The 24,666-nt window shown below is 68.8% G+C and carries 20 protein-coding genes; 12 read left to right on the plus strand and 8 right to left on the minus strand.

Going from position 1 to position 24,666, the window contains the following annotated elements:
• The first annotated feature begins 122 nt into the window (after nt 1-122).
• Together NX784_RS01990 and NX784_RS01995 are read left to right on the plus strand one after the other, a co-directional pair.
• Nucleotides 123-2,318 (plus strand): serine/threonine-protein kinase, encoded by a 2,196-nt coding sequence (locus NX784_RS01990; protein WP_258815017.1) that lies wholly within the window; start codon nt 123-125, stop codon nt 2,316-2,318.
• A 44-nt stretch (nt 2,319-2,362) separates the two neighbouring features.
• A complete protein-coding gene (locus tag NX784_RS01995; RefSeq protein WP_258815018.1) occupies nt 2,363-2,740 on the plus strand; it encodes a hypothetical protein in 378 nt (125 codons plus the stop codon).
• 20 nt (nt 2,741-2,760) lie between these two features.
• Here NX784_RS01995 and NX784_RS02000 read toward each other — a convergent pair whose 3' ends face one another.
• Complete coding sequence (locus tag NX784_RS02000) at nt 2,761-4,311, minus strand: sigma 54-interacting transcriptional regulator (protein WP_258815019.1); 1,551 nt, start codon at nt 4,309-4,311, stop codon at nt 2,761-2,763.
• Nucleotides 4,312-4,507: 196 nt separating this feature from the next.
• Here NX784_RS02000 and NX784_RS02005 point away from each other — a divergent pair, with 196 nt between their 5' ends.
• On the plus strand, nt 4,508-5,491 hold the full coding sequence (locus tag NX784_RS02005; protein WP_258815020.1) for an ATP-binding protein: 984 nt from the start codon (nt 4,508-4,510) through the stop codon (nt 5,489-5,491).
• On the opposite strand, the gene NX784_RS02010 is transcribed toward NX784_RS02005, so the two are convergent.
• From NX784_RS02010 to NX784_RS02025, 4 genes are all read right to left on the minus strand, one after another.
• Nucleotides 5,488-6,213 (minus strand): M15 family metallopeptidase, encoded by a 726-nt coding sequence (locus tag NX784_RS02010; protein ID WP_258815021.1) that lies wholly within the window; start codon nt 6,211-6,213, stop codon nt 5,488-5,490. The two genes, NX784_RS02005 and NX784_RS02010, sit on opposite strands and share 4 nt — an antisense overlap.
• Nucleotides 6,214-6,225: 12 nt before the next feature.
• Entirely contained in the window at nt 6,226-6,597 is a 372-nt protein-coding gene (locus tag NX784_RS02015) for a DUF427 domain-containing protein (RefSeq protein WP_258815022.1), read from the minus strand.
• A 90-nt stretch (nt 6,598-6,687) separates the two neighbouring features.
• Complete coding sequence (locus NX784_RS02020) at nt 6,688-7,299, minus strand: HdeD family acid-resistance protein (protein WP_258815023.1); 612 nt, start codon at nt 7,297-7,299, stop codon at nt 6,688-6,690.
• A gap of 84 nt (nt 7,300-7,383) precedes the next feature.
• A complete protein-coding gene (locus NX784_RS02025) occupies nt 7,384-7,755 on the minus strand; it encodes a DUF2784 domain-containing protein (protein ID WP_258815024.1) in 372 nt (123 codons plus the stop codon).
• 169 nt (nt 7,756-7,924) lie between these two features.
• Here NX784_RS02025 and NX784_RS02030 point away from each other — a divergent pair, with 169 nt between their 5' ends.
• From NX784_RS02030 to NX784_RS02065, 8 genes are all read left to right on the plus strand, one after another.
• Complete coding sequence (locus NX784_RS02030) at nt 7,925-8,758, plus strand: lipid-binding SYLF domain-containing protein (protein ID WP_258815025.1); 834 nt, start codon at nt 7,925-7,927, stop codon at nt 8,756-8,758.
• A gap of 466 nt (nt 8,759-9,224) precedes the next feature.
• Entirely contained in the window at nt 9,225-10,109 is an 885-nt protein-coding gene (gene kduI, locus NX784_RS02035; RefSeq protein WP_258815026.1) for a 5-dehydro-4-deoxy-D-glucuronate isomerase, read from the plus strand.
• Between the two features lie 8 nt (nt 10,110-10,117).
• On the plus strand, nt 10,118-10,873 hold the full coding sequence (kduD, locus tag NX784_RS02040; RefSeq protein WP_258815027.1) for a 2-dehydro-3-deoxy-D-gluconate 5-dehydrogenase KduD: 756 nt from the start codon (nt 10,118-10,120) through the stop codon (nt 10,871-10,873).
• Nucleotides 10,870-11,892: a PfkB family carbohydrate kinase gene (locus tag NX784_RS02045; protein ID WP_258815028.1), complete on the plus strand. Its 1,023-nt coding sequence runs from the start codon at nt 10,870-10,872 to the stop codon at nt 11,890-11,892. The genes kduD and NX784_RS02045 overlap by 4 nt, the downstream gene beginning before the upstream one ends.
• 15 nt (nt 11,893-11,907) lie before the next feature.
• Nucleotides 11,908-12,933, plus strand: a complete 1,026-nt coding sequence (locus NX784_RS02050) for an aldose epimerase family protein (protein WP_258815029.1) — start codon at nt 11,908-11,910, stop codon at nt 12,931-12,933.
• An 11-nt stretch (nt 12,934-12,944) separates the two neighbouring features.
• Entirely contained in the window at nt 12,945-14,159 is a 1,215-nt protein-coding gene (locus tag NX784_RS02055) for an AGE family epimerase/isomerase (protein WP_258815030.1), read from the plus strand.
• 95 nt (nt 14,160-14,254) lie between these two features.
• Nucleotides 14,255-15,496: an oligosaccharide MFS transporter gene (locus tag NX784_RS02060; protein ID WP_258815031.1), complete on the plus strand. Its 1,242-nt coding sequence runs from the start codon at nt 14,255-14,257 to the stop codon at nt 15,494-15,496.
• A gap of 15 nt (nt 15,497-15,511) precedes the next feature.
• Nucleotides 15,512-16,714: a glycoside hydrolase family 88 protein gene (locus NX784_RS02065; protein ID WP_258815032.1), complete on the plus strand. Its 1,203-nt coding sequence runs from the start codon at nt 15,512-15,514 to the stop codon at nt 16,712-16,714.
• A 3-nt stretch (nt 16,715-16,717) separates the two neighbouring features.
• Here the strand turns inward: NX784_RS02065 and NX784_RS02070 are convergent, their stop codons facing one another.
• Nucleotides 16,718-17,767, minus strand: a complete 1,050-nt coding sequence (locus tag NX784_RS02070; protein WP_258815033.1) for a LacI family DNA-binding transcriptional regulator — start codon at nt 17,765-17,767, stop codon at nt 16,718-16,720.
• A 228-nt stretch (nt 17,768-17,995) separates the two neighbouring features.
• Here NX784_RS02070 and NX784_RS02075 point away from each other — a divergent pair, with 228 nt between their 5' ends.
• A complete protein-coding gene (locus NX784_RS02075) occupies nt 17,996-19,717 on the plus strand; it encodes a glycoside hydrolase family 43 protein (RefSeq protein ID WP_258815034.1) in 1,722 nt (573 codons plus the stop codon).
• 86 nt (nt 19,718-19,803) lie between these two features.
• On the opposite strand, the gene NX784_RS02080 is transcribed toward NX784_RS02075, so the two are convergent.
• Together NX784_RS02080 and NX784_RS02085 are read right to left on the minus strand one after the other, a co-directional pair.
• Nucleotides 19,804-22,758, minus strand: coding sequence for a TonB-dependent receptor (locus NX784_RS02080; RefSeq protein ID WP_258815035.1), 2,955 nt, complete (start codon nt 22,756-22,758; stop codon nt 19,804-19,806).
• Nucleotides 22,759-22,959: 201 nt separating this feature from the next.
• Nucleotides 22,960-24,465 (minus strand): glycoside hydrolase family protein, encoded by a 1,506-nt coding sequence (locus tag NX784_RS02085; RefSeq protein WP_258815036.1) that lies wholly within the window; start codon nt 24,463-24,465, stop codon nt 22,960-22,962.
• Nucleotides 24,466-24,666: the final 201 nt, after the last annotated feature.

Here is a 24,666-nt window from a genome sequence, read left to right on the forward strand (position 1 = left end):
CCGCATCGCGCGCCTCCTGTCAACCGGGCTTGTCAAAAATAGTTGCCAGACATGCCCCAAAGCCCTTCCCTACAGTTGCACTCTCGCTATAATGTTGCTGAAAATCACATTGTCGCTCATGGGTGGCTACTATTCCTTCTGAAGTCAACACGGCACCGGACGTCCAGCGCGAACGCCGCCAACCCGCACATTACGAGTTCCGCGCCCGCCTCGGCGAAGGCGGCTTCGGCGCGGTCCACGAAGCGTGGGACACGCGGTTGCAGCGGCGCGTCGCGATCAAGACGATCCGCCACGGCGGCTCGGCCGGCGCCGACCTCGTGCGCGAGGCGCGCCTCGCCGCATCGCTGCGCCACACCGCATTCGTCACCGTGCATGCCGTCGAGGACGACAGCGATGGCCAGTTCATCGTCATGGAACTGGTCGATGGCCGTACGCTGAAGCAGATCCTGCAGGACGGTCCCGTACCGCTCGCCACCGCGCTCGACTGGGTCCGCCAGGTCGCCGATGCGATGCGCGACGCGCACGCGTCCGGCCTCGTGCACGGCGACATCAAGCCGTCGAACCTGATGGTCGAAGCCGACGCCCGCGTGCGCATCCTCGACTTCGGTCTCGCGCTGCGCCACGACGCGCTCGCCACGGAAACCGTATCGCTGGGCACGGCGACGTCGGGCAGCGACGCCGATCCCCAAGGCACGATCGCCTACATGGCCCCGGAACGGCTGCAGGGCGCGACGCCGGACCCGCGCTCCGACGTGTACGCGCTCGGCGTCATCCTGTACGAACTCGCAGGCGGCACGCGGCCGTTCGCGACCTTGCACGGCCTGGCGCTCGCCGCCGCCCTCGTGCAGACGTCGTCCGACGGATGGGATTATCCCGACACCCTCGATACCTCGCTGATCGCGCTGATCCGGGCGATGACGGCGCGCCAGCCGGAACAACGGCTGGGAAGCATGGACGAGGTCGTGAAGCGCCTCGCCGACCTGGGCGGCAAGCCTGCACGGACCGCACCGGCCGCGGTAGCCCGCGCCGCGCCGCGCCGCGCGCCGTCCCGCCGGGTGACCCGCATCGGCGCCATCGTGGCTGTCGGCGCCGCGCTGGCCGCTGGCACGTGGTGGGGCATCGGGCCCCGGCTGGGCACGTTCGCCGCGAGCATCGCCCCGTATTCCGAAGCGCTCGACATGGAACAGGGCCTCGCCGACGTGAAACTGTTCGACCGTCCCGGCAGTCTCGAAACGGCCGAACGTCACTTCGACCGCATCCTGAAACATAGTCCGGACAATGCGGCCGCCGCGGCCGGCATGTCGCTCGTCCACGCGTTCCGCTACGGCAGCGATCGCCAGGACGACACGTGGTTGCGCAAGGCCGACGCGGATGCGCAGCAGGCGTTGAACCTGAACGATCAATTGGCACTGGCACATATCGCACGCGGCTGGGTGCGCGATTTCCAGGGCAAGCGCGACGATGCCCTCGCCGCGCACGAGCGGGCGCTGCGCCTCGATCCTGCGAATTTCTTCGCGTGGTATGGCAAGGTCGAAGCGCTGCGCCACGCGCGCCGTTACGCCGAAGCCCGCGCCGCCATCGCCGAAGCGATGCGCCGGTTCCCGCGCGAGCGCGTCTTCACCGATGCGCTCGGCGTCGTGAACTACGAACAGCACGACGACGCGGCCGCCGAGGAGGCGTTCCGCCGCAGTATCGCGCTGCAGCCCGATGCCGTGACGGCCTATTCCAACCTGACGGCCGTGTTGATGCGCCAAAACCGTGTCGACGAGGCGCTGCGCGTGCTGCAGCAAGGACTGCAGGTGCGCCCGAGTGCCAAACTGTACGGCAACCTCGGCAACATCCTGTTCGTGCGCGGCGACTACGTGGGCGCGGCCGACGCGTTCGAAAATGCCGTGTCGCCGGTCCGCGGGGCACCGGGCTCCTATCTGAACTGGGCCAACCTGGCCGACACGCTGCTGTGGATCCCCGGCCGTGGTGAAGAAGCGCGGCAAGCCTACGACAAGGCGCGGCGCCTGCTGGCGGAACGCCTGGAGCGGTCGCCGAGCGACGTCGTCCTCATTTCGCGCATGGGCTTGTACGCCGCCCGCTCCGGCCACCCCGACGAAGCGCGGGCATTGATGGGGCGCGCACTGACGCTGGCGCCCGCCACGGCCGACGTCCAGTTCCGCGCCGGCCTCGCATACGAACTGCTGGGCGACCGCAAGCTGGCGCTCGCGGCGGTCGCCGCCGCCCTCCGTCTCGGCTACCCGGCCAAATACGTGGAAGCCGAACCCGACCTCGTAGCGCTGCGCCGCGACCCGGCCTATCACGCTGACTGATCTCGACTCACCCCACCGATCGCAGTTCAACCGAAAGGAGCATCATGCCGCAGCAAACGCATCAACTCGTCGTCACCTATGTGCAAGGCCAGACGCTGGCGACCTGGAGCCTGGACGGCGTCCCGCATCAGGACGGCGACAAGTTCCTGGTCAAGCAAGGCGACAAGGTCAGTTTCCAGTTCTCCGGCCCCGGCGACATCGCGGAATGCGTGCTGATCAGCGGTGTGATGGCAACCAGCAGCCGCAACAGCTCCCCGTTCACGGAAGGCAATCGCATCAACCTCAAGGCCAATTCGACGGTGCACGTGGGCCAGGATCTCGGCACGTGGGGATTCACGGTGTCGTTCTCCGCGCATGACGGCGGCGGCACGAGCTCCTTCTACTACCTGCCGGACCCGGAGATGCAAGTCGACACGATGTGAACGGCCGCTGATCCGGCACGTTACAGCGGCGCCACCCTGTCCAGGGCCAGGCGCCGGATCTCCCGCCGCAGCGACTCGGTCGGCGTCCTGAGCGACGCCGCGCAGCGCCCGACGTCGCCGTCGCACGCGGCGAGCGCACGTTCGATCTCCTCGGGCGGAATCCGTTCGGCCCAGCGGATCTCTCGGTGCCCGTCGAGCAGCTTGTACATGGTCGGACGCGAGATCCCGAGCGTGCGGGCGGCCGCCTGGATATTCCAATCGTTGCCGGCCATGGCATCGAGGACGTCGGCATCGGAGAGCGCCGACGGCTTGCGGCGCGGTGCGTCCGGCGCGGACGGGACAGCTGCAGGCGCCGGGGCCGCCATCACCGGAGGCGCGACGTCGGCGGCCGGCATCAGGCGGGCCGCGCTGCCCGCCGGCGCCGGCGTCAGCCGCACCAGTTGTTCCAACTGGGGCGTACCACCATGCTGCACGAGCAGCGCCGCACGCCGCAGCGCGTGGCCCAGCTGGCGAATGTTGCCGGGCCAGTCGAAGCAGGCGATTTCCACCACGAGTTCCACCGGCAATGTCGGCTCGGCGCCATACGCCTTCAGCAGATGCGCGATCAGGACACCGATGTCTTCGCGGCGCGCGCGCAGCGGCGGCAGCTGGATCGCGAACCCTTCCAGCCGCCGCAGCAGGGCCTGATTGAATGCGGCCAGGTCCAGGTCCTGGTCGGTGGCCGCGATGAGGCGCGCGCTCGTCTTGCGGTCCTGGCTCGCGCCCAGCGGCCGGTAGTCGCCGCCTTCCAGCACGCGCAGCAACATCGGCTGCACGCTCGCGGGCGCATTGCCGATCTCGTCCAGGAACAACGTGGCGCCGTCCGCTTCCGCAAACAGGCCCCGGCGCTCCTGCGCGCCCGTGTACGCGCCGCGCGTGGCGCCGAACAACTCGGCCGCCGCCAGCGATTCGTTCAATGCCGCCATGTTGACGGCCACCAGCCGCGTCTGCGCGCGCTGGCCCAGCGCGTGGATGGCGCGCGCGGCGATCTCCTTGCCGGTGCCCGTCTCGCCCAGCAGCAGCACGGGGATGTCGGTCGGGGCCACCATGCGGATCTGGTCGCGCAGGCTGATCGCCGCCGCGCCCACGCCGACGAGGCCCGGCACGGGATTGTGCTTCGGCAGGCAGGTCATCCAGTGCAGACACAGGACGACGGCGCGGCCCAACGTCAGCACCTGGCCATGCGCGACGTCGGCCGCACCCAGCCTTACCTGGCCCGTCGCCGCGCGGCCGTTCAGCTCGACCGGCATGCGCGTCGCCGGCAAGTGCAACAAAACGACCTCGCCGTCGCGCACGATCCGCACGGGGTCGCGCGAAATCGTGCCGTGGCCCAGCGGCAGTCCCGCTTCGCCGGGCCGGTAGAACAGGGGCGCGTAGCGGTTCACCTCCAACACCCCGGGATCGCCGACGAATTGTTCGCCGATGCGGGCCGGGTCCGGATGCCAGAGGATCGTCAGCGCGAGCAGAGGCCGCCCCGGGAGGCCCTGCGCGGACAGCTGCAACGTCTGTGTGTATTCGGTGGAATCGCTCATGCGGTAAAGTCGGGAAGCACGTCGGACGCTTTACATGTAAAGGACATGGCAATTTTACACGTAGAAATAGCAAAACAGGCCAAGATGACCTTGCACCAGGCCCATCCGATGCGTCCGCGGGTGATTTTCGCCATGGCACGGCGTTTGCAATGACATGGTTGCCGCCAGCCGGGCGGCGCCACTTTGCGAACGTGCCATGACATTCAACTGCGCCTCCTCGTCCATCCCGCCATTCGATGCCCGCGTCCTGCTCGACGTGCACAATCTGAAAGCCCTGCGCCACCGCCGCGGCGGACGCGAGGCCCTGTCGGAACAGTTCCAGGAACGCCGCCAATGCCTGACGCGTGCCGCGATCAAGCGGGCCGAGTCCGGCAAGCCGGTGCCGTACCGCACCGTACGTCACCTGGCTGCGTTCTACGGCATCGGCGTCGAGTCGCTGATCGAGATGGCGCCGCCGCGCCGGACCGCCCAGGCACGCGGCGCGGAGGAGGCCTCGGACGTCGAGCGGCTGCAATGCCGCGCCGTCATCGATGCCGTCCACGTCAGCGGCCGGGGCAGGCTGATCGACGTACAGGGACAGGCTGGCTCCGGCAAGTCGAGCCTGCTTGCATTCGGCGCCCGCGACGCGCGCGCGCGCGGCTATGCCTGCGTGCTGCTCGACGGCGGCACCGCCGGGCAAGCGGTCGCGCACACGGCCGCGGACCTGATGCTGGCCCTGCTCGGCCTGGCACGGGACGACGACGCGGCGCCGCTGGCCGACCGTGTGCGCACCCGCTGCGCCGACCTGGCGCTGCCGGCCATCCACGCCGACGCGTGCGCGAGCCTCGTCGACACGGCGCCGGACTGGCCGCTGCCGACGACCCAGCTGCTGCAGACGGCCGCGCTGTGCGCGCTGATCCAGTGCCGCGCCGCGAACGGACCGCTGCTCGTCAGCATCGACGACCTCCAGAACGCGGACTGGCAGCTCGCCATGATCCTGAACGTGGCCGTGCCGGCGACGCTGGACTATCCCGTGCTGTGGATGTTCGCCACCCGCCTCGAGCCGGGCCCCATGCGCCGGCCGCTCGGCGTCCGCATGGACGCGCTCGCCCGCACCACGCTGCACCTGACGCCGCCACCCGCACGCGCGGATCGTGCCGACGTGGGCGGCGTACACCGCCTCAGCCGCGCGGGCGCCTAACGCGGCGACGGGAGCGCCGGACCGTCCGGGTCGTCCGGGCCGTCCACGTTCGACACGTGGTCGCGGAACAGCGTAGGCAGCATCGCCAGCACGAGGTCGCGCCCGAGCAAGTCGGACGCGCGCACGGCGCGGGCGACCATGTCGATGTCCAGCGCCGCCAGCGCCGCCGCCGACGACGACACATGGCTCAAATGCCACGGCGCCGGGCACATCCCGGCTCGCCGGGTGCGGTAAGGCCGGAAGAAGCCGAAGCGGACGGCATGCACGTCGAGCCACGCGTGCAGGCGCGCGTACACACCGTCGGGCCTGGCTTCGTCCGGCAGCAACGTCGTCCGGTAGCCGGGCGGCTGCGCCGTGCGGTCGAAGACGTCGATGTCCGTGCCCCAATGCCGCCGCGTCGCACCGGGCAGCCCCGTCCAGGCAAGGATCGCACGCACGATGGCCTCCGGCGCCAGCACCGCATGGTCGCGCGGGTTGCCGTCGCAATCGTACAGCGTCGCCGCGCCAGCAAACTTGCGGTTCCAGTTGCGCGCCTGCGCCTCGAACGGCCGCCACGATGCGATCGGCACCATGTCGATGCCGTCGCGGCTGGCCGCCGCCCGCATGTCCAGGAAGGCGGCCGCGACCTCCGGCCGCGCAGCGAAGCGGGGCTGCGCGTACTGGCGCACGTGCGTACGAGCCCGCCCCGTCAGTTCGAGCTCGTCGAATGGCGTACCGCTCATCGTCCGCGACGCTCAGCGGACGTCGATCGCATCGACGCGGTCGGGATAGAACGCCAGGTGCTCCCGGATCGCAGCCAAGGCCGGATACGGCGACTCGTAGCTCCACGCGGCGTTCTCGCCCCGCGGCCCCGCACCGGCCACCGAGTAGTACGCGCAATCGCCCTTGTACGGGCAGTAGGTCTGGTGGTCGGTCCGCTGCAGCAGATCCATCGCGACGTCGGCGCGCGGAATGTACAGCACGGGCGGATAAGCCGCTTCGCGCAGCGCGAGGGCGCGGTGGCTGCTGGCGATCACGGCGCCGCCGGCACGCACGGTGACATGGCCGCCCGCGGGGGCGATAGTGATCGGGTGGTCGGGCCCCGGAGTCTTCATCGAAGTCGGCATGCATCTCTCCCGTCGTCAAACGATAGATGTCCATGCTAACCGATCCCGTCCCGCGCCGTACGCGCGCCGCCGAATGCATGGCGATGACCGCTAGCGGGCTGGCGACATGCGCCGGTCGGGCACGACGCGCCTGTCGTGCCCCGTCCCGCCCGCGCGCTCCAGCGCGCGCATGCGCACGCCGAGCGCCAGCAACAGCGCGCCGGTGACGAACGCATACAGGCTCACGAGCCACACGAGCGCTAGCGCCCCCGCGCCCGGCCGCGCGAACACGAACGCGCCGAACACGAACGCGCCGAACACGACGGACGCGACGCCGGCGAGCGCGAGCAACCACTCGCCCGCGATCGACTGGCGCAGCCGGACCGCGGCGAGGATGTCGAGCACGCCCACGACGAGCGCGTTCGCGCCCATGATGAGGACGAGCAGCAACGCCGTCGCGGCCGGATGATACGCGGCCACGAGCCCCGCGCCGATGCTGACGATGCCCAGGATGACGGCATCCCAGTGCATCTGCCCGGCGGTACGGTGACGGATTGCGCCGGCCAGCGACGCGATGCCGGCCAGGATCGCATACGCGGCGAACAGGCCGACGAGCGACAGCAGCGTCAGCCCGGGCCACCCGATGGCCAATACCGCGAACAGAATGCCGAGCAGGCCACGCAGGGCGGGCACCCACCATGAGCGAAAGAAAATACTTTCCATGAATTCTCCCGTGACCGACAACGCGGCCGTCCTGCGTTTGAGCGGATGGCCCGTCGAGGGTTCCTGGCGTCCGTCAGACCAAGATCAATGCGGCCCGGATCGATGGCGGTGCAGGATGCGCGCGTACAGCACGGCGTTCAGCGCCAGCACGACGCCCGCCAGCATCCATTGCATGCCGCGCGTGAGGCCGGCCGGATAGATCAGCGCCACCAAATAGTGATCCAGGAAGCCGCCCGCATAACCGGCCGTGCCGGCCAGCAGGCGCAGGCGGCCCTCCAGCGCCGTGAGCGGACAGGCGGCGTCCGTCACCTCGACGACGATGCCCCACGCGACGGCCGCCAGATGCAGCGGCACCAGCCGGCGCCGGCGCGCGACGAGCGCCGCGCCTGCCACGACGAACAGGATGAAGCCGAGGTGCAGCAGCAGCACCGCGGCGGCGAGGAAGCGATACCCCATCTCGACGACTCCATGCGGCGGAGCGTCGATGATACGGCGGACCAGCGCGTGGTGTCGACACCTGCGCACGACTGACGCATGTCAAACCAGGACGCGGGTGCGGACATAAGCTCCACCTCCATCGCCGGCAACTTCCGGCCCAACCTTGACACCCGCCGAGGAGAACGTCATGACGTACGCGATGCCAGATCCCACCATGCTGCCCCGCGCCGGTTGGCGCGGCCTCGCCTTCCGGCTTCCGGCCACCGCATTTGCCGCCCTGCTCATGCTCGCCTGCCTGCCGCCCGCGGCCACTGCGCAGGCGTCCCAGCCCGCCCGCACGGCCCGGGCCACACCCGCACAGGCCGCCCACGACGGCGACACGGCTACGCGCCGCCAGCAGGCGGCCGTCAAGCACGTCGACGATGCCGTCGGCGTCGTGCAGACCATGCATGCGGACGCAGGCATGCCGGCACTGCTGGCGCGGGCGCACGGCGTATTCATCGTACCCACCTACGGCCGCGCCGCCCTCGGCATAGGCGGTGCGGGCGGAGCCGGCGTGCTGATGATCCGGCGCCCCGACGGGACCTGGAGCAACCCCGCGTTCTTCGACATCGGCGCCATCAGCATCGGCCTGCAAGCCGGCGCCGAAGGCGGCCCCATCGCCCTCGTGCTGTTGAACGACAAAGCCGTCGACAGCTTCCGCAAGCGCAACAATTTCTCGCTCAGTGCCGATGCGGGCATCACCGTCGTCAACTTCGCGCGCATGGCCGAAGGCTCGACGGTCGGCGACGTCGTCGTCTGGTCCGGCAACAAGGGGCTGTTCGGCAGTGCCGTCACCGTGGGCATCAACGACGTCCGCTTCAACCAGCGTCTGACGGAAGCGTATGACGGCAAGCCGGTCACCGCGCAGCAGGCCCTCGACAGCACGACGACCGACGCCCGGGCGGACGCATTGCGCAAGGCGCTCGGCAGCGCGCCACTCCCTGCGGCCACCCGCACCGGCAAGGCCGCCAGCGATTAGCGGCGCGTCGGCGCGGCCACGCCCGGTGGCGGCCGCCACACGCCGGGATCGCGTCGAGCGGCACGGCAGCCCGTCGCGCCGGCACACCCGGTCGCTCATTGCCGGGCCGCGCGGCGTCCGGGCAAAAAAAAAAGACCTGCCTGTTCGATGAGGCAGGTCGAATACGGGCCGGAACATACCCGCAAGGAGATCGCTATGCCCGCATGGACCGGTCATGCTGCGGCGCCGTTCATCTGCACGCGACGACGCGCGTGAAACGGCACCGCGGTTCGCGTCTACCGACACCGGGCACAGCGAAAGTTAACGATAACAACAGTAACCGATCCGCACAAGCGTTTTCTGTCGGTCAGCGTGCCGCAGCTGCCGTCCGCGCGAGCACGAGCGGCCGCGACGTCCCCGGACCCTGAACCGATGCTTTGACATTTCGAAATACCCTGTTATGATTGTTATCGATAACTGAGACCCGATGACCGGCAACGTGACGAACGACGAGGAGACCGCAGTGTTCGACAAGACCTATTACGCAACCCACCCCGACATGATGGCGGGCGCCAGCACGGACGAGCTGCGCCGCCGCTACCTCATCGACCGGATGTTCGCGGCCGATGCCGTCGCCTTGAACTACTGCCACGACGAGCGCTTCGTCATCGGCGGCGCGGCACCGGTGTCCCGCGCGCTTGCCCTGCCCAACCACACGGAGCCCGCGTCCGCCGCCGGCCAGCCGTTCCTCGCGCGGCGCGAACTGGGCATCATCAACGTCGCCGCCGGCACCGGCCGCGTCACCGTCGACGGCCGGTCGTTCGAGCTGGCGCCGCGCGATGGCCTGTACGTGCCGATGGGCTGCGCGGACGTCGTCTTCGAATCGCTGGACGCCGCGAACCCGGCCCGTTTCTACCTCGCCTCGACACCGGCCCACGTGCGCTGCGAAGTCACGAAGATCACGCATGCAGAGGCCGTACCGCTGGAGCGCGGCAGCCCGGCCTCGTCGAACGAGAGAACGATTTTCCAATACGTGATTCCCGGCGTCTGCAAATCGGCACAGCTGCTGCTGGGTCTCACGGTGCTGAAGACGGGCAGCGTGTGGAACACGATGCCGCCGCACGTGCACGAACGCCGCTCGGAAGTCTATTTCTATTTCGACCTGCAAGACGACCAGCGCGTCTTCCACTTCATGGGCGAGCCCGACGCCGCGCGCCACATCGTCGTCGCGAACGAGCAGGCCGTCGTGTCGCCGCCGTGGTCGATCCACATGGGGTCCGGCACGGCGAACTATGCGTTCATCTGGGCGATGGGCGGCGAGAACCTCGACTACACGGACATGCACGTCCTCGACATCTGCCAGCTCAAATGAGGGACCGCATGCTCGACCTGTTCAACCTCGACGGGCGCACGGCGCTCGTGACGGGCGCCAACACGGGCCTCGGCCAGGGCATCGCGATCGCGCTGGCCGAGGCGGGCGCCGACATCGTCGCCGTCGGCCGCAGCGCCGCGACGGAGACGGGCGCGCGCGTCGCCGAAGTCGGCCGGCGCTTCCTCGATGTCCGCGCCGACCTGTCGTCGACGGCCCCCGCGCGCGCCGCCGTCGATGCCGCCATCAGCCTGAGCGGACGGCTCGACATCGTCGTCAACAATGCCGGCATCATCCGCCGCGCCGACAGCCTCGACGTCGAGGAAGCCGACTGGGATGCCGTCATCGACACGAACCTGAAATCCGTGTTCTTCCTCGCCCAAGCGGCCGCGCGCCACATGGCGGAGCGCGGTGGCGGCAAGATCATCAACATCGCGTCGCTCCTGTCGTTCCAGGGTGGCATCCGCGTACCGGCGTACGCCGCCAGCAAGAGCGCCGTAGCGGGACTGACGCGCGCACTCGCCAACGAATGGGCCGCGCGGGGCATCAACGTCAACGCCATCGCGCCTGGCTACTTCGACACGAACAACACGGCGGCGTTGCGCGCCGACCCGGTGCGCGAGCCGGCCATCCTCGCCCGCATCCCGGCCGGGCGCTGGGGCGAGCCGGGCGACCTCGCGGGCGCCGCCGTCTTCCTTGCAAGCCGCGCCAGCGACTACGTGCACGGCGTCGTGCTGCCCGTGGACGGCGGCTGGCTGGCCCGATGAGCGCCCGTCCCGACATGAGCGGCCGCATCGTCTGCTTCGGCGAAATCCTGCTGCGCCTCGCCGCGCCGCCGGGACGATTGCCGCTGCAGGTGTCCACCGACACCGCCCCGGGAGGCGCGGACACGAACGTCGCCGTCTCGCTCGCCCTGCTCGGCCACCGGACGGCCATGGTCAGCGTCCTGCCCGACAACGCGCTGGGCCGCGGCGCGCTCGCCGCGCTCGATGCCCACGCCGTCGACACGTCCGGCATCCGCCTGCGGCCGGGTCGCATGGGCCTGTACTTCCTCGCGCCCGGCGGCGCGGGCGGCACGTCGGAGATCGTCTACGACCGCGCCGGTTCCGCGTATTCGCTGGCCGAGCCGGGTGTCTACGACTGGCCCGCCCTGCTGGACGGCGCCGCGTGGCTGCACGTGTCCTGCATCGTGCCCGGCAGCGCCAACGGTCCCGCGCACGCGGTGCCGGCAGCCTTGCGCGCGGCGCGCGCCGGCGGCGTGCGCGTCGCCATCGATGCCAGCGACTGCAGCTCGTCCTGGAACGATCAGCGCCCGGGCGCCGCGGCCCCGCTGAGGGATGCGCTACGCCACGCCGACGTGTTGTTCGCCGCGCCGCACGATCTCGCCGCCGCGCTCGCGCGCCCCGAGCTGGCCGATCCCGCGCGCGACACGGACGCGGCGCGGGCCGCGTTCGCCGCATTCCCGCACCTGACCCTGCTCGCGTGGACCCGCCGCGTACAGGTCGGCGCCGACGCCCATGAGCTGTCGGCGACGCTGCACACGCGCACGAAGACGGTGACGGGCGGCAGCTACCGGCTGTCGGGCAGCGTCGACCGTATCGGCACGGGCGCCGCGTTCGCGGCCGGCGTCCTGCACGGGCTGCAATGCGGGATGGCGCCGGAGGACGTGGCCGGGTTCGCGCTCGCCGCCGCGGCGCTGAAGCACGCGATCGCGGACGACGTCATGCCCGCCTCCGCCGACTGGCGGGCGGCGGCGCACGCCGGAGGTTTCGATGCCGGGCACTGACGCGTGGAGGCGCACATGACCGGACCGTGGCGCCTCGCCTGGGAGCACGGCAGCGCGGAAGTGCAATCGCTGGGCGGCATGCTCGGGCCCCTGAGCCTGCGGATCGGCGACGAACGCGAGCTGGACATCATGCACGTGGCGCCGTGGGCCGGCATGACGCGCGCCAGCCGGCTGCCCGGCCTCATGCGCCGCCTGCGCGGCGAATGGCCCTGCGTGCCGTTCGGCTGCACGGAACCGCCGCACGGCCTGCCGGCCGACTGGCGCACGCACGCGCCGGAAGACGGCTGGAACCACGGCTACGCGGCCAACCATCACTGGCGCTGCGTGTCCGCGACGGGTGCGCGCATCCACCTCGCCATCGACTATCCGGCCGGCTCGCCGATCGAGTACATGGAGCGCGAGATCGCGGCCGATCCGCACGCGCCGGCCGTCGACATCGTGCTGCGCGTATGGGCGCGCCGCCCCGCGCGCGTGCCCGCGGGCCTGCACCCGACGTTCCGTCTGCCGCCGGCGGCGGGCCGGGTACGCGTCGCGCTCGGCCCGCACGCCGGCATCCACAGCTATCCCGCGCAGCCGGCGGGCGCCGTGTCGCGCCTCCTTGCCGATACGATGTCGCCGGCGCTCGACGCACTGGCCGGTGTCGATGGCCCCATCGACCTGGCACACCTGCCACTGGCCGCGCCGGCGGAAGAACTGGTGCAGGTGCGCGCGGTCGGCGGCGTCGACGGCGCCCCGCCGCTCGCGCTGCACTACCTGGACTACGACGCATGCGTGGGCCTCTGGTGGGACACGGCGCAGCTGCCCGACCTGCTGCTGTGGGTCAGCAACGGCGGGCGCATCCACTTCCCCTGGATGAGCAGCCATCTGGCGCTCGGCGCCGAGCCGGTGAACAGCCTGTTCGACCTGGGACGCGTGGCGACGGCGCCGGCCGGCCATCCGCTCGCGGACCGCCACGGCATCGCGATCGCCCCAAGCGCGCCGTGGGAAACCCGCTACCGCATCGCCGCCTGGCCGCAGGCCGCATCCCCGACTTCCGACTAAACGAGCGAGCAATGGCCCCCAACTTCCGTTCTCCCCCTTTCCTGCTGGACCACGTCGCCGCCACGATGCGGTTCTACCACCCGCGCGCCATCGATCCGACGGGCGGCTTCTATCACTTCTTCCGCGACGACGGCACCGTGTACGACCGCACGACGCGCCACCTCGTCAGCAGCACGCGCTTCGTCTTCAACTACGCGACGGCATACCGCCGCTTCGGCGATCCGGACTACCTCGCCGCCGTGCGCCACGGGGTCGCGTTCCTGCGCAGCGCACATCGCGACCCGCACACGGGCGGCTACGCCTGGCAGGTCGCGTGGGACCGGGGCCGCAAGACGGTCCTCGACGCCGACAACCACTGCTACGGCCTTGCGTTCGTCGTCCTCGCCTATGCCCATGCGCTGCAGGCGGGTGTCGCCGAGGCGCGCGAGTATCTCGCCGAGACGTACGCGCTGATGGAAGCACGCTTCTGGGAGCCGGCGCACGGCCTGTATGCGGACCAGGCCAGCGCCGACTGGTCGACGCTCGACACCTACCGCGGCCAGAATGCGAACATGCATGCGTGCGAAGCGATGCTCGCCGCCTACGAGGCGACGGGCGAAGTCCGCTACCTGCGCCGCGCCGAACTGCTGGCCACGAACATCACGCAGCGCCAGGCCGCGCTCGCAGGCGGCTTCGTCTGGGAGCACTACCGCGCCGACTGGTCGGTCGACTGGAACTACAACCGCGACGACAAGACCAACATCTTCCGCCCATGGGGCTACCAGCCGGGCCACCTGACGGAATGGGCGAAGCTTCTGCTGCTGCTCGAACGCCACCGCGCCCACCTGGCGGGCGACGCCGACTGGCTGGCGCCGCGCGCCGTCCAGCTGTTCGACGCGGCGCTGGCGCGCGCATGGGACGAACGCCATGGCGGCATCTGCTACGGATACGCGCCCGACGGTACCATCTGCGACGGCGACAAGTATTTCTGGGTGCAGGCCGAGAGCGTCGCGGCCGCCGCGCTGCTGGCCGTGCGCACCGGGAATCCGCTGTACTGGGACTGGTACGACCGCATCTGGGCGTACAGCTGGCGGCACTTCGTCGATCACGAGCACGGCGCCTGGTACCGCATCCTCGGTCCGGACAATCGCAAGGTGAGCGACGAGAAGAGCCCGGCCGGCAAGACGGACTACCACACGATGGGCGCCTGCCACGACGTGCTGCGCGCGCTGGAGGCGGCGCGATGACGGCCCTTGACTTCCGGGCGCGCGGCCAACAGTATCTCGGCACGGGAGCCGCGCCACGGCTCCGGTGCGCCGGATAACGACAGCAAGGAGACAGCATGGCAACGCGACACTCGCACTTCCGGTTCCTGTGCGGCTTCGTCTACATATATTTCTTCGCGCAGGCGATGAGCATCTCGCTGCTCGCCCTGTGGCTGCGCTCCACGCTGAAGCTGTCGGGCACAGAGACGGGCATCGTCTTCTCCGCGAACTTCATCGCCGCCATGTGCTCGCAACCGGTATATGGCTTCGTGTCGGACCGCGTGGGCACGCGCCGCAACATCCTGTGGACGGTGGCGGCCCTCGTCGCGCTGTCGGGCGCGTTCTTCACGATGGTGTACGCGCCGCTGCTGAAGCTGAACATCCTGCTGGGCGCCGCCGTCGGCGGGCTGTATCTCGGGATCACGTTCATCGCAGGCAGCTATGCGATCGAGTCGTACGTCGACCGCATCGGCCGCCGCGACGGCTTCGAATACAGCCGCGTGAGGCTGTGGGGCTCGCTGGGCTTCGCCAGTGCCGCGCTGTTCAGCGGCCGGATCTACAACATCGACCCGGGCATCAACTTCGCGCTCGCCTCGGCCGCCGGCGTACTGATGCTCGCGCTGCTGGCCGTCTGGCGCACCGGGCCGCCGGACACCGCCGTGCGCGCGCGCGACGGCGTGCGGCTGGCCGAGGCGTTCGCGCTGCTGCGCATGCCCGGCTTTTGGCGCTTCATGGTGTTCGTGCTCGGTGTGACGAACCTGTACCTCGTGTTCGACCAGCAGTTCCCCAGCTATTTCGCGTCGCTGTTCCCCGACGTGCAGACGGGCGCCGCCATGTTCGGCTACCTGAATTCGACGCAGATCTTCCTGGAGGCGGCCGGCCTGTTCCTCGCGCCGCTGCTCGTACGGCGCATCGGCGCCAAGCACGGCCTGCTGCTGGCCGGGTCCATCATGCTCGTCCGGATCGCGGGCTCGGGCCTCGCCGTGGGCCCGCTGTCGATTTCCGCGATGAAGCTGCTGCACTCGGTCGAGCTGCCGATCCTCGCCGTCTCGCTGTTCCGCTACATCGCGCGCCACTTCGACAACCGCTTCGCGTCGACCGTGTACATGGTCGGCGTGAGCTTCGGCCATTCGATCGGCCTGGCCGCGCTGTCGCCGCTGGCCGGCATCAGCTACGACCGCATCGGCTACCCGGCCACCTATCTCGCGATGGCGGGCATGGGCCTCGTGTTCATCGTCCTGTCCGCCGTCTTCCTTCTGCCCACGCCACCGGAAACGGCGGCGGACCCGGTCGCGCCGCTGGCGGAACCGGCCAAATGATCGCAAGGAGTTGATATGTCATCCCCGCTGAACCCGGCCGCGCTCGAGCCGCTGAATACGGCCGCCCTGCCCGCCCGCTGGCGCGGCGGCATCGACCGCGCCGCCATCGACCGCGCCATCGGGCGCGCCCTCGACACGGTCGACCGCAACCTGACTTACTTCGGCGACGCGTTCCCGCGTCCGTCGTCGACGCACGGCGTGTATGCCGCGATGGACAACACGGAATGGACGAACGGCTTCTGGACGGGGATGCTGTGGCTCGCGTACGAGCTGACGGGCGCCGCGCGCTACCGCGCCGCCGCGCTGCGCCACGTACACAGCTTCCACACGCGCCAGCGCGAACGCATCAACGTGAACCACCACGACCTCGGCTTCCTGTACAGCCTCTCGTGCGTCGCAGGCTGGCAGCTGACGGGCGAGCCGCTGGCGGCGGAAGCGGCCCTCGGCGCCGCGCGCCTGCTGCTGCAGCGCTACCTGCCGGGCGCCGGCATCATCCAGGCGTGGGGCGAACTGTCCGATCCGGCCCAGCGCGGGCGCATGATCATCGACTGCAACCTGAACCTGCCGTTGCTGTACTGGGCGAGCGACCACACGGGCGACGCGGCGTTCCGCATGGCGGCCGACCGCCACATCGAAGCGGCCGCGCGCCACATCGTGCGTCCGGACGGCTCCACGTTCCACACGTTCTTCTTCGACCCGGCCAGCGGCGCGCCGCTGCACGGCAAGACACACCAGGGCCACGCGGACGATTCCTGCTGGGCGCGCGGCCAGGCCTGGGGCATCTCGGGCTTCCCCCTCGTCTATCGCCACAACGGCGACGCGCGCCTCATCCAGCTCGCGCAGGTGCTGGCGAACTACTTCCTGAACAGGCTACCTGAGGACGGCATCTGCTACTGGGACCTGGACTTCACGTCCGGGCCGGAACCGCGCGACAGTTCGGGTGCCGCGATCGCCGCGTGCGGCCTGCTGGAACTGGCGCAGCACCTGCCCCTCGCCGACCCGCTGCGCAGCGAGTACGAACGCGCGGCCGCCGGCATGGTGTGCACGCTCGCGCAGGACTATGCCGACACGGGCATCACGCCCGGCTCGGGCCTGCTGAAGCACGGCGTCTACCACAAGCCGAACGGCGTCGGCGTGGACGAGGCGTGCATCTGGGGCGATTATTTTTACCTCGAGGCGCTCGTGCGGCTCACCCGCACGTGGCGCCCCTACTGGTGACGCCTACTCCACGGCTTCCGTCGATTCGCGCTCCACGAGCGTGAACGGCATCAGCCGGTGCTGCGGCATATAGGATTGCCCCGCACGGCGCGCGCGGATGTGCTCGACGAGCAGCGCCACGGCGCTGCCGGCCATTTCCGTGATCGGCTGGTGGATCGTCGTCAGCTCCGGCCACACGGTCGTCGCGACCGGCGTATCGTCGAAGCCGCAGACGGCGATGTCGTCCGGCACCTGCAGATGCATCCCGTGGGCGACGGCGATGACGGCCGCCGCCATGTCGTCGTTGCTGGCGAAGATCGCCGTGGGCCGCGTCGGCTGGGACAACAGCTCGCGTGCGGCCAACAGGCCGGAGCGATACGTGAACATGCCCTGCGCGACGCGTTCCGCCGCCACGTTGTGGCCCGCCTCGCGCATGGCGTCGATGAACGCCTGGTAGCGCAGTTGCGCCGGCGTGTGCTCGGGGTCGCCCTTGATGAAACCGATGTCCGTGTGGCCCAGCGCCAGCAGGTGCTTCGTCATCGTCAGCGCGCCCTGGTAGTCGTCGATGCGCACGGCCGACATCTGCGGCGACGGCCGCGCCGTCGCGACGGCGACGGAGGGAATGCCGAGTTCCCCCAGCTGCTTCAGCGCGGCCTTGGAGTCGCACAGCGGCGGCGGCACGATGATGCCGTCGGCGCCGTCCGCGATCAGCCGGTCGATCGCCTTGCGCTGGCTGCGCAGGTTGTCGCAGTTCTCCAGGATCAGGTGGGCGCCCGTCTGGCTGCACTCGCCGAGGGCGCCGACGAGGAACGCACTGAGGAACGCGGCGCTGGGGTTGCTGTACAACAGACCCACGCGCAGGGTGCCGATGCGTGCCGCGCGCGCGGCCACGTTCACCTGGTAGTTCAATTCCTGGATCGCGCGGTTGACCTTTTCCCGCGTCTTGTCGCTGACGCTGGCATTGCCGTTGATGACGCGGGAGACGGTCATCGCGGAGACGCCGGCCTTTTGCGCCACGTCCCAGACCGTCGCGCCGCCGGTGGAGCGGTCGCCCTGCTTCGTTTCACTGCTCATTGAGTTATTGTCCTGTAGTCTGGCTGCCTGGCGATGTTATCGATTTCAAACAGTGTGTTCTTTTGAACATCATAGCGCCGCCGGCGCAGAAGCGCCACCGTCGGCCCACGGGCCGGTGCCCGAATGCCCACTTGATGCCTGTTTATGCGGCACGGATTGCCTTGATTGTGCCAATTCAACAATGCTACCATGAGATCGATAACAACCCAACCCGACCAGGAGATATCGGTGCCCCCTCAGTTGCCCGTCCCGCCGCCCGATCACCGTCCCGCACGCACGCGCGGCGCGGCCGCCGTCATGCTCGTCCTGGCCGCCGTCGCCGGCTGCCGCGGCATCGGCGAACCCGCGCCCGCCACGGCCATCGCGCCGCTGCCTGCATCGGCGCCATGGCGCGCCGACCTCGGCGACGGCCGCTACCGCAATCCCGTGCTGCACGCGGATTACTCGGACCCGGACGCGATCCGCGTCGGCACCACCTTCTACATGACGGCATCGAGCTTCAACAATGCGCCGGGCCTGCCGCTGCTGGAGTCGCCGGACCTCGTGAACTGGACGCTCGTCGGCCACGCCCTTCCCCACTTGGTGCCGGCCGCCGCGTTCGAGCGCCCGCAGTACGGCAAGGGCGTCTGGGCGCCGTGCCTGCGCTGGCACGCCGGCCGCTTCTGGATCTTCTATCCCGACCCGGACTATGGCGTGTACGTCACGACGGCCGAGCACTTCGCCGGCCCGTGGACGGCGCCCCGCCTGCTGCTGGCTGGACGCGGCATCATCGACCCGACGCCGCTGTGGGACGACGACGGCAACGCCTGGCTGCTGCACGCGTGGGCGAAGAGCCGCGCCGGCATCAACAACGTGCTGACGCTGCGCCGCATGGACGCGGGCGCAACGCGCATGCTGGACGACGCTGGCCAGGTCATCATCGACGGCGCGCGCTATCCCGGCTACCACACGGTCGAAGGCCCGAAATTCTACAAGGCGAACGGGTATTACTATGTGTTCGCGCCCGCCGGCGGCGTCGAGATGGGCTGGCAGGCCGTGTTCCGCTCCCGTACGATCACCGGGCCATACGAGGCGCGGCGCGTGATGGACCAGGGCGACACCCCGGTCAATGGGCCCCACCAGGGTGCTTGGGTCGATGCGCCCGACGGCAAGGATTGGTTCCTGCATTTCCAGGACAAGGGCGCCTATGGGCGCGTCGTGCACCTGCAGCCGATGCGCTGGCAGGACGGCTGGCCCGTCATCGGCGCGTCGGGACGCACGCCGGGCGTCGGCGAACCCGTGGCGACGTACGCGAAGCCGGTGCAGGGGTTCGCGCCCGCCGCGCCCGCGACGAGCGACACGTTCGCCGGCCCGCGACTCGGCCCGCAATGGCAGTGGGCCGCCAATCCGGCGCCAGGCTGGTACTCGCTGACCGACAACCCGGGCCACCTTCGCCTGTTCACGCAGGTCGTGCCGGAATCCGACGGTTATGTCCGGGCGGCGGGCGCGATCCTCACGCAGAAGACGCCCGCGTCGCGCTTCGTCGTCGACACGCGCGTGCGCCTGCACGGTGCGGTCGACGGCGACCGCGCCGGGCTGATCGTCAACGCCATGCAATACGCCTGGGTGGGACTGCGCCGCAGCGGCGGCCACACGGATCTCGTGCGCACCGTGTGCGGCCCGTTCGGACCGCGCTGCCGCGAAGACTCCACCGTCGTGCTGGCGGACGCGCCGGACACGGTGTACTTGCGCATGGCGATGAACGAGAACGCGTTCGTCGGCTTTTCGTACAGCCTGGACGGCCGCACGTTCAAGCCGGCCGGCGACGCGTTCCCCGTCACGCGCGGCACGTGGGTCGGCGCGCAGGTCGGCCTGTTCAGCGTGGGCACGCAGGCGCGCGCGCGCGTGCAGGACGCGTATCTCGAAGCGGACTACGTCAACGTGACGGCGCCCGCCGCGATGCCTGACTGACGGCCGTCCCCGCGCCGGATGATCCCTGAAACGACACCGGCCGGCCGCGCGATGCGGCCGGCCGGTGTCGTTGCGACGCGGTGGGATCAGAACTTGTAGCGCAGGCCGACGCTGAACGTGCGGCCGTTGTCGAAGTGCTGGAGTTCCTGGCCCGTTTCCATCGACAGCGCCTCGCCGATGTAGCGGTTCGGCGCCTTGTTCGTGAGATTGGAGCCGTTCACGGACAAGGTCAGGTGCTCGTCGAACGCGTAGTTCAACGACGCGTCGAGCAGGCCGTAGCCGGCGATGTAGCCGCTGCCCATCGGATTCAGGGCATTCACGCCGCCCCACAGCTGCGACGAACGCCAGGTGTACACGAGACGCGCCGAGAGCTTGTTATCCTCGTACAGGCCGGAGACGCTGTAGCTGTTCTTCGAGGCGAACGGCTGCGGCGTCGTGATGTACACCGGCGCGATGGCCGTGCCCACGTTGACGGGATTCGACGTCTTGACGTACGTGTACGTGCCCGACACGCCGAAGTTCTTGAACCAGTTGTCCGCGCCGTTGAAGAACCACTGGCCGGACACCTCGGCGCCGCGCGCATAGCCCTTCGCTGCGTTGACCTGCTGGTTGATCAGGTACTGGCCGCTCGGGCAGGAACTGCCGGCGCCGTTGAAGCGCGGCAGGAACGGCACCGTCATGCAGCGCGCCACGGTGCTGAAGAACCCGTTGATGTCCTTGTTGAAGATGGCCACGGCCGCGTAATTCGTCGAATTGAAATAGCGCTCGAACGACAGGTCGACGCTGTTCGCCGTCTGCGGCTTCAGGTCCGGATTGCCCATGCTGTAGTTGCCCGTCGCGTCCACGGAGACGCTCGGGTTCAGCGAGCCAAGGTCGGGACGGGTCATGCCGCGGCCGTAGCCGAAGCGTACGAGGAAATCGTCCGTGAACGAATACGTGGCGTTGAACGTCGGCAGCGCGTTCGTGTATGACTTTTCCTGACGGTTGTCGATAATGGTCGGCGTGGCCTGGGTCTGGTCCAGCACCCGTCCCGTCGCCTTGGACTCGGTCCGGACGACGCGTACACCGACGTTGCCCTTGATGCGGTCGCCCAGCGCAGTGAACTCGCCGACCAGGTAGCCGGCCAGCGTGTTCTCTTCCAGGAAGCGGCGCGCGATCGCATTCTCAGCGAAGGAGTTTTCGTCCGGAATATTCGCGTTCGGGAACTGGTTCCGTACCTGGTTGCCCAACAGTGCATCCGGCGAATAGACGACATAGCCGCCGGAATAGCCCGCATTACCCCCCATATAGTTTGACGGCGCATATTGCAGGACGCCAGGCATGGTCGACACGAGGATCGCATTCGAACGGTCGGCGGCGAGCCCCTTGCCGTCCGTCGTCAGTGGGCGGGCACCCCAGGAGTTGTTTTTGTACAGACTCTGCTGGTGCGCATAGCGCGTGCCGAACTTCAGCCTGTCGAGCAGTCCGCTCTCGAACGTGTAAGAACCGTCCAGCGCGATGGCGTGGCCCTTGTCGTCCCAGGTCTGGAAATTACCGCTCGCGTACTGGTTGAACACGAAATTGCGCGGATCGGACAGGCTCGGGCCGCTGAACGTCAGCTGGTGCGGCGCCCCGTCGGCGACGCGCGTCACGTCCCAGTACTCGTTCTGCAAACCGGCCATCTCGACGCGGCGGTTGTCCTGCTTGCGGTCGGACTTGATGTAGGAAAAGTCACCCTTGAACTTCCACGCGGGCGTCGGGCTCCACTCGACGCCGCCCGCGCCGATCCAGGTCGAGTACGGGCTGTGCTCGTCGCCGCCCCACGGACGCAGCGACGCATTCAGGAACGTGCCGCTCAACAGGCGCTGGCTCGTGATGACGTCGTTGCTGCCGCCGTTGAAGTTACGGTTGACCATGCTCTCGGTCACGGGGAACGCCGTCGTGCGCAGGTTCTGGACGTTGCCGCCATTGTCGACGAAGACGAAGCGGTAGTTCTGGTGGTACAGGTAGTACGTGTAATTGCCTTCCACATAGAAGCGCAGCGAGTTGTCGACGCGGTAGTCGGCCGCCAGGTTCAGGCCCTTACGCTGGCGCATGATGGTTTCCTGGAACACGCTCGTGTTCACGCCCGGCGTGGAGATGATGTTCGCGGCCTGGTCCGGGGTGAGGATACTCGTGTCCGGCGTGTTGACGCCGACAGTGGACGACACCGGACGCATCGTCACGGGCGCGAGATAGCTGACGTCGTTGCGGCCGACATATTGCGCCATCGGCTGGCCTGTACTGTTGGCCGTGTTCGCGGCCGCCAGGCTCGCATACTCGGCGCTGTCGCCGCGCACGACCCGACGGAAGTCCGGGCCACGGTTCGCCGGGTTGCTGTCCGAACGGCCCGTGCTCTTCTGGAACGCGAACGCCGCCATCAGGCCGATGCGCGAGCCGCCGCCCAGGTCGATGCGGTTCGCCAGCAGGCCGAACACTTCCGGGTCCGTCTTCTTGGCGAGATCGTTGTAGCGCGCATTCACGTTCAGCGCGGCGGTGAACTTCTTGAAGTCGCTCGGGTTGCGCGTGCGCAGGTTCACGAGGCCGCCGATGCCGCCCTCGATGTGTTCGGCCGACGGGTTCTTGTAGACGTCGACGCCGGCGATCATGCCCGGGATCGCATCCTCGATGTTGAATTCGCGGGCGCCGGCCGTGAAGTAGGCGCGGTCGTTGACTTGCGACGCCGTCTGGCCCGCGAGGCCACGTATCGTCAGGCCGGAGCCACTGCCGGACGGCGAGGCCCCCTCGCCGCCGTAGCGATAGCCCTGCACGCCGGGCAGGCGCGTGAGCGTTTCCGCGACGTTCGGGTCCGGCAGCTTGCCGATGTCTTCCGCCGTGATCGAATCCACGACTTCCATCGTGTTGCGCTTGATCGCCACCGACGACTGCGCGCTCGCGCGGATGCCCGTCACGACGACCGTGTTTGCATCCGCCTGCTGCGCGTAGGCGTGGCCCGCGAAGGCTTGCGCCAGCGCCAGGGCGACGAGCGACATCTTCGGTCCGATGCTGCGTTGATGATTCATTGTGTTCTCCTCCAGTATTGTTTGTCTGCTGGTTCAAGTCCGGCCTCGTTGGACCGGCGTTTTAGATATCGATAACAAATCTGCGTTGAATTATACGTGCCATCCTTCCCTGTATTGATGCCTTTATGAAATAACATTATCAGTGTCGCATCCAAGCGACGCCCTGCGCTTGACAGCCGGGTCCGGAATGTGATCGATCACTCAACGGAATCGCAAGCCTTCCACGAAATCGTTCACCTCAAGCAGGTCCGGCGCTGGTCCCGCCAACCGCTTGCCGCCCACCGTCACGTTCTCGAGCGTCACGTTCCTGACCTTGCGCGCGGGGTCGCGACCCGTGATCGCGGACGCGCTTGGCGCGCCCCTGCCCGTGTAATGGACGTTGCGCAGCGTGATGTTCTCGATGCCGCGGCCCGGACTCGTGTTGTACTTCGCCGTGTACGCGATCTTCAAGTTGAACAGCTTGCCCTCCTCGATGCGGTCGACGCGGACGTCCTCGAACACGACGTCGCGCACGAGGTTGTCGTCGCCGGCCATGATGCCGAGGGCGCCTTCGTACTCCGGCTCGTCCTCGTCGTGGTCGAGGATGTCGATATTCGAAAAGCGCAGCCGCTCCAGCACTTCGCTGTCCGGGTGGGCCGGGGTCGGCGTGTTGCCGTGGATGCCGATCATGACGGCATGCGCGATGTCGGCCCATAAGGTCGTGTCCTTCACCGTCACGTCGCGCGTGTCGCCCCAGATGTCCCAGCGATGATTGTAGAACGTCAGGCAGTCGTCCGACGTGCGCACGAAGCTGTCGGCGATCGTCACGCGCTGGCACGCGAAATGGCCGAGGCCATCCGACCACTGGCCGGCGCCGATCGTACGGATGTTCTTTTCGACGAGATCCTGCGACGCGATGCAGCGCATCGTGCCGTGCGGCGGGTTGAGGAAGATCGGGCCATCGATCTCGACGTTGCGGGCATTCCGCACGGTCAGGTCGGCCCCTTCGATGAGGCCGTCGCTGATCACCTTCACGTCCTCGACACCGTCGATCACGAGGGGATTGCGCAAGATGGCCGAACCGTGAATGTACACCGTGCTGTGCGAGCGCACGCGGAATTCGCCGCCGTGGATGCCCGGGCCGAAGAAGACGGTGCGCTGCGTCATGTCGGGCATCGTGCCCGTACCGATGTCGTTCGAGGTCAATGTCGCAGGCACGGCCGGCATGTCGGCGCGGATCGCGTGCGTGAAGACGTGCAGGTTGTGCAGGTGGTCGCCATCGAATTCCACACTCAGGTTCTCGGGCCGGCGCAGCGTGAAGTAGACGATGCCGTCGCGCACGGCGGGCCGGACGCCCTTCCCGTCCGGGCGCACGAGCACATTGGCGAACGTCCCGTTATTCTTCTGGACCGCCACCTCGACGGTGCCGTCGAAACTGAAATAGACCATCGACGCATCCTGCGGCTTGTCGAGATCGACCTTGACGTTGTACTCGTACAGGGCTTGCCAGGCACCGCCGGGTACGCGCACCCGTACCGTGTAGTCGTCGTTGTGGTGCGAATACCGGATCGCATTCGGAAACGGGTGCACCTGCACGCGGTTCACGGCGACGTCCGCGACAACGCCCGGCGCGGCGAGCGCGGCCAGCGGGGGCACTGCGCAGAGGCAGGTGCACAGGACGGCAAGGGACGCGGCGCACAAGCGCGCGCACGCACGGAACGTCGACAACAAATCGTCTCCTCGTGCCCGTGCGTCCGGATACCGCCGTCGCCGGGCTTGTCGTTTGGTCGCGGCTGGCCGCTCTGCGCCCCGCCATTCTTGGTATCGATAACAGCCACGATTACATTTATATCACAAGCGATCGCACTGTCAAGGCTTTACATGTGAGATGCCCGGTCAGGTGCTAACGATACGTAGCGATCCTACCGC

The sequence above is a fragment of the Massilia pinisoli genome, assembly GCF_024753285.1.
In the GTDB taxonomy this organism is placed as follows: Bacteria; Pseudomonadota; Gammaproteobacteria; order Burkholderiales; family Burkholderiaceae_D; genus Telluria; species Telluria pinisoli.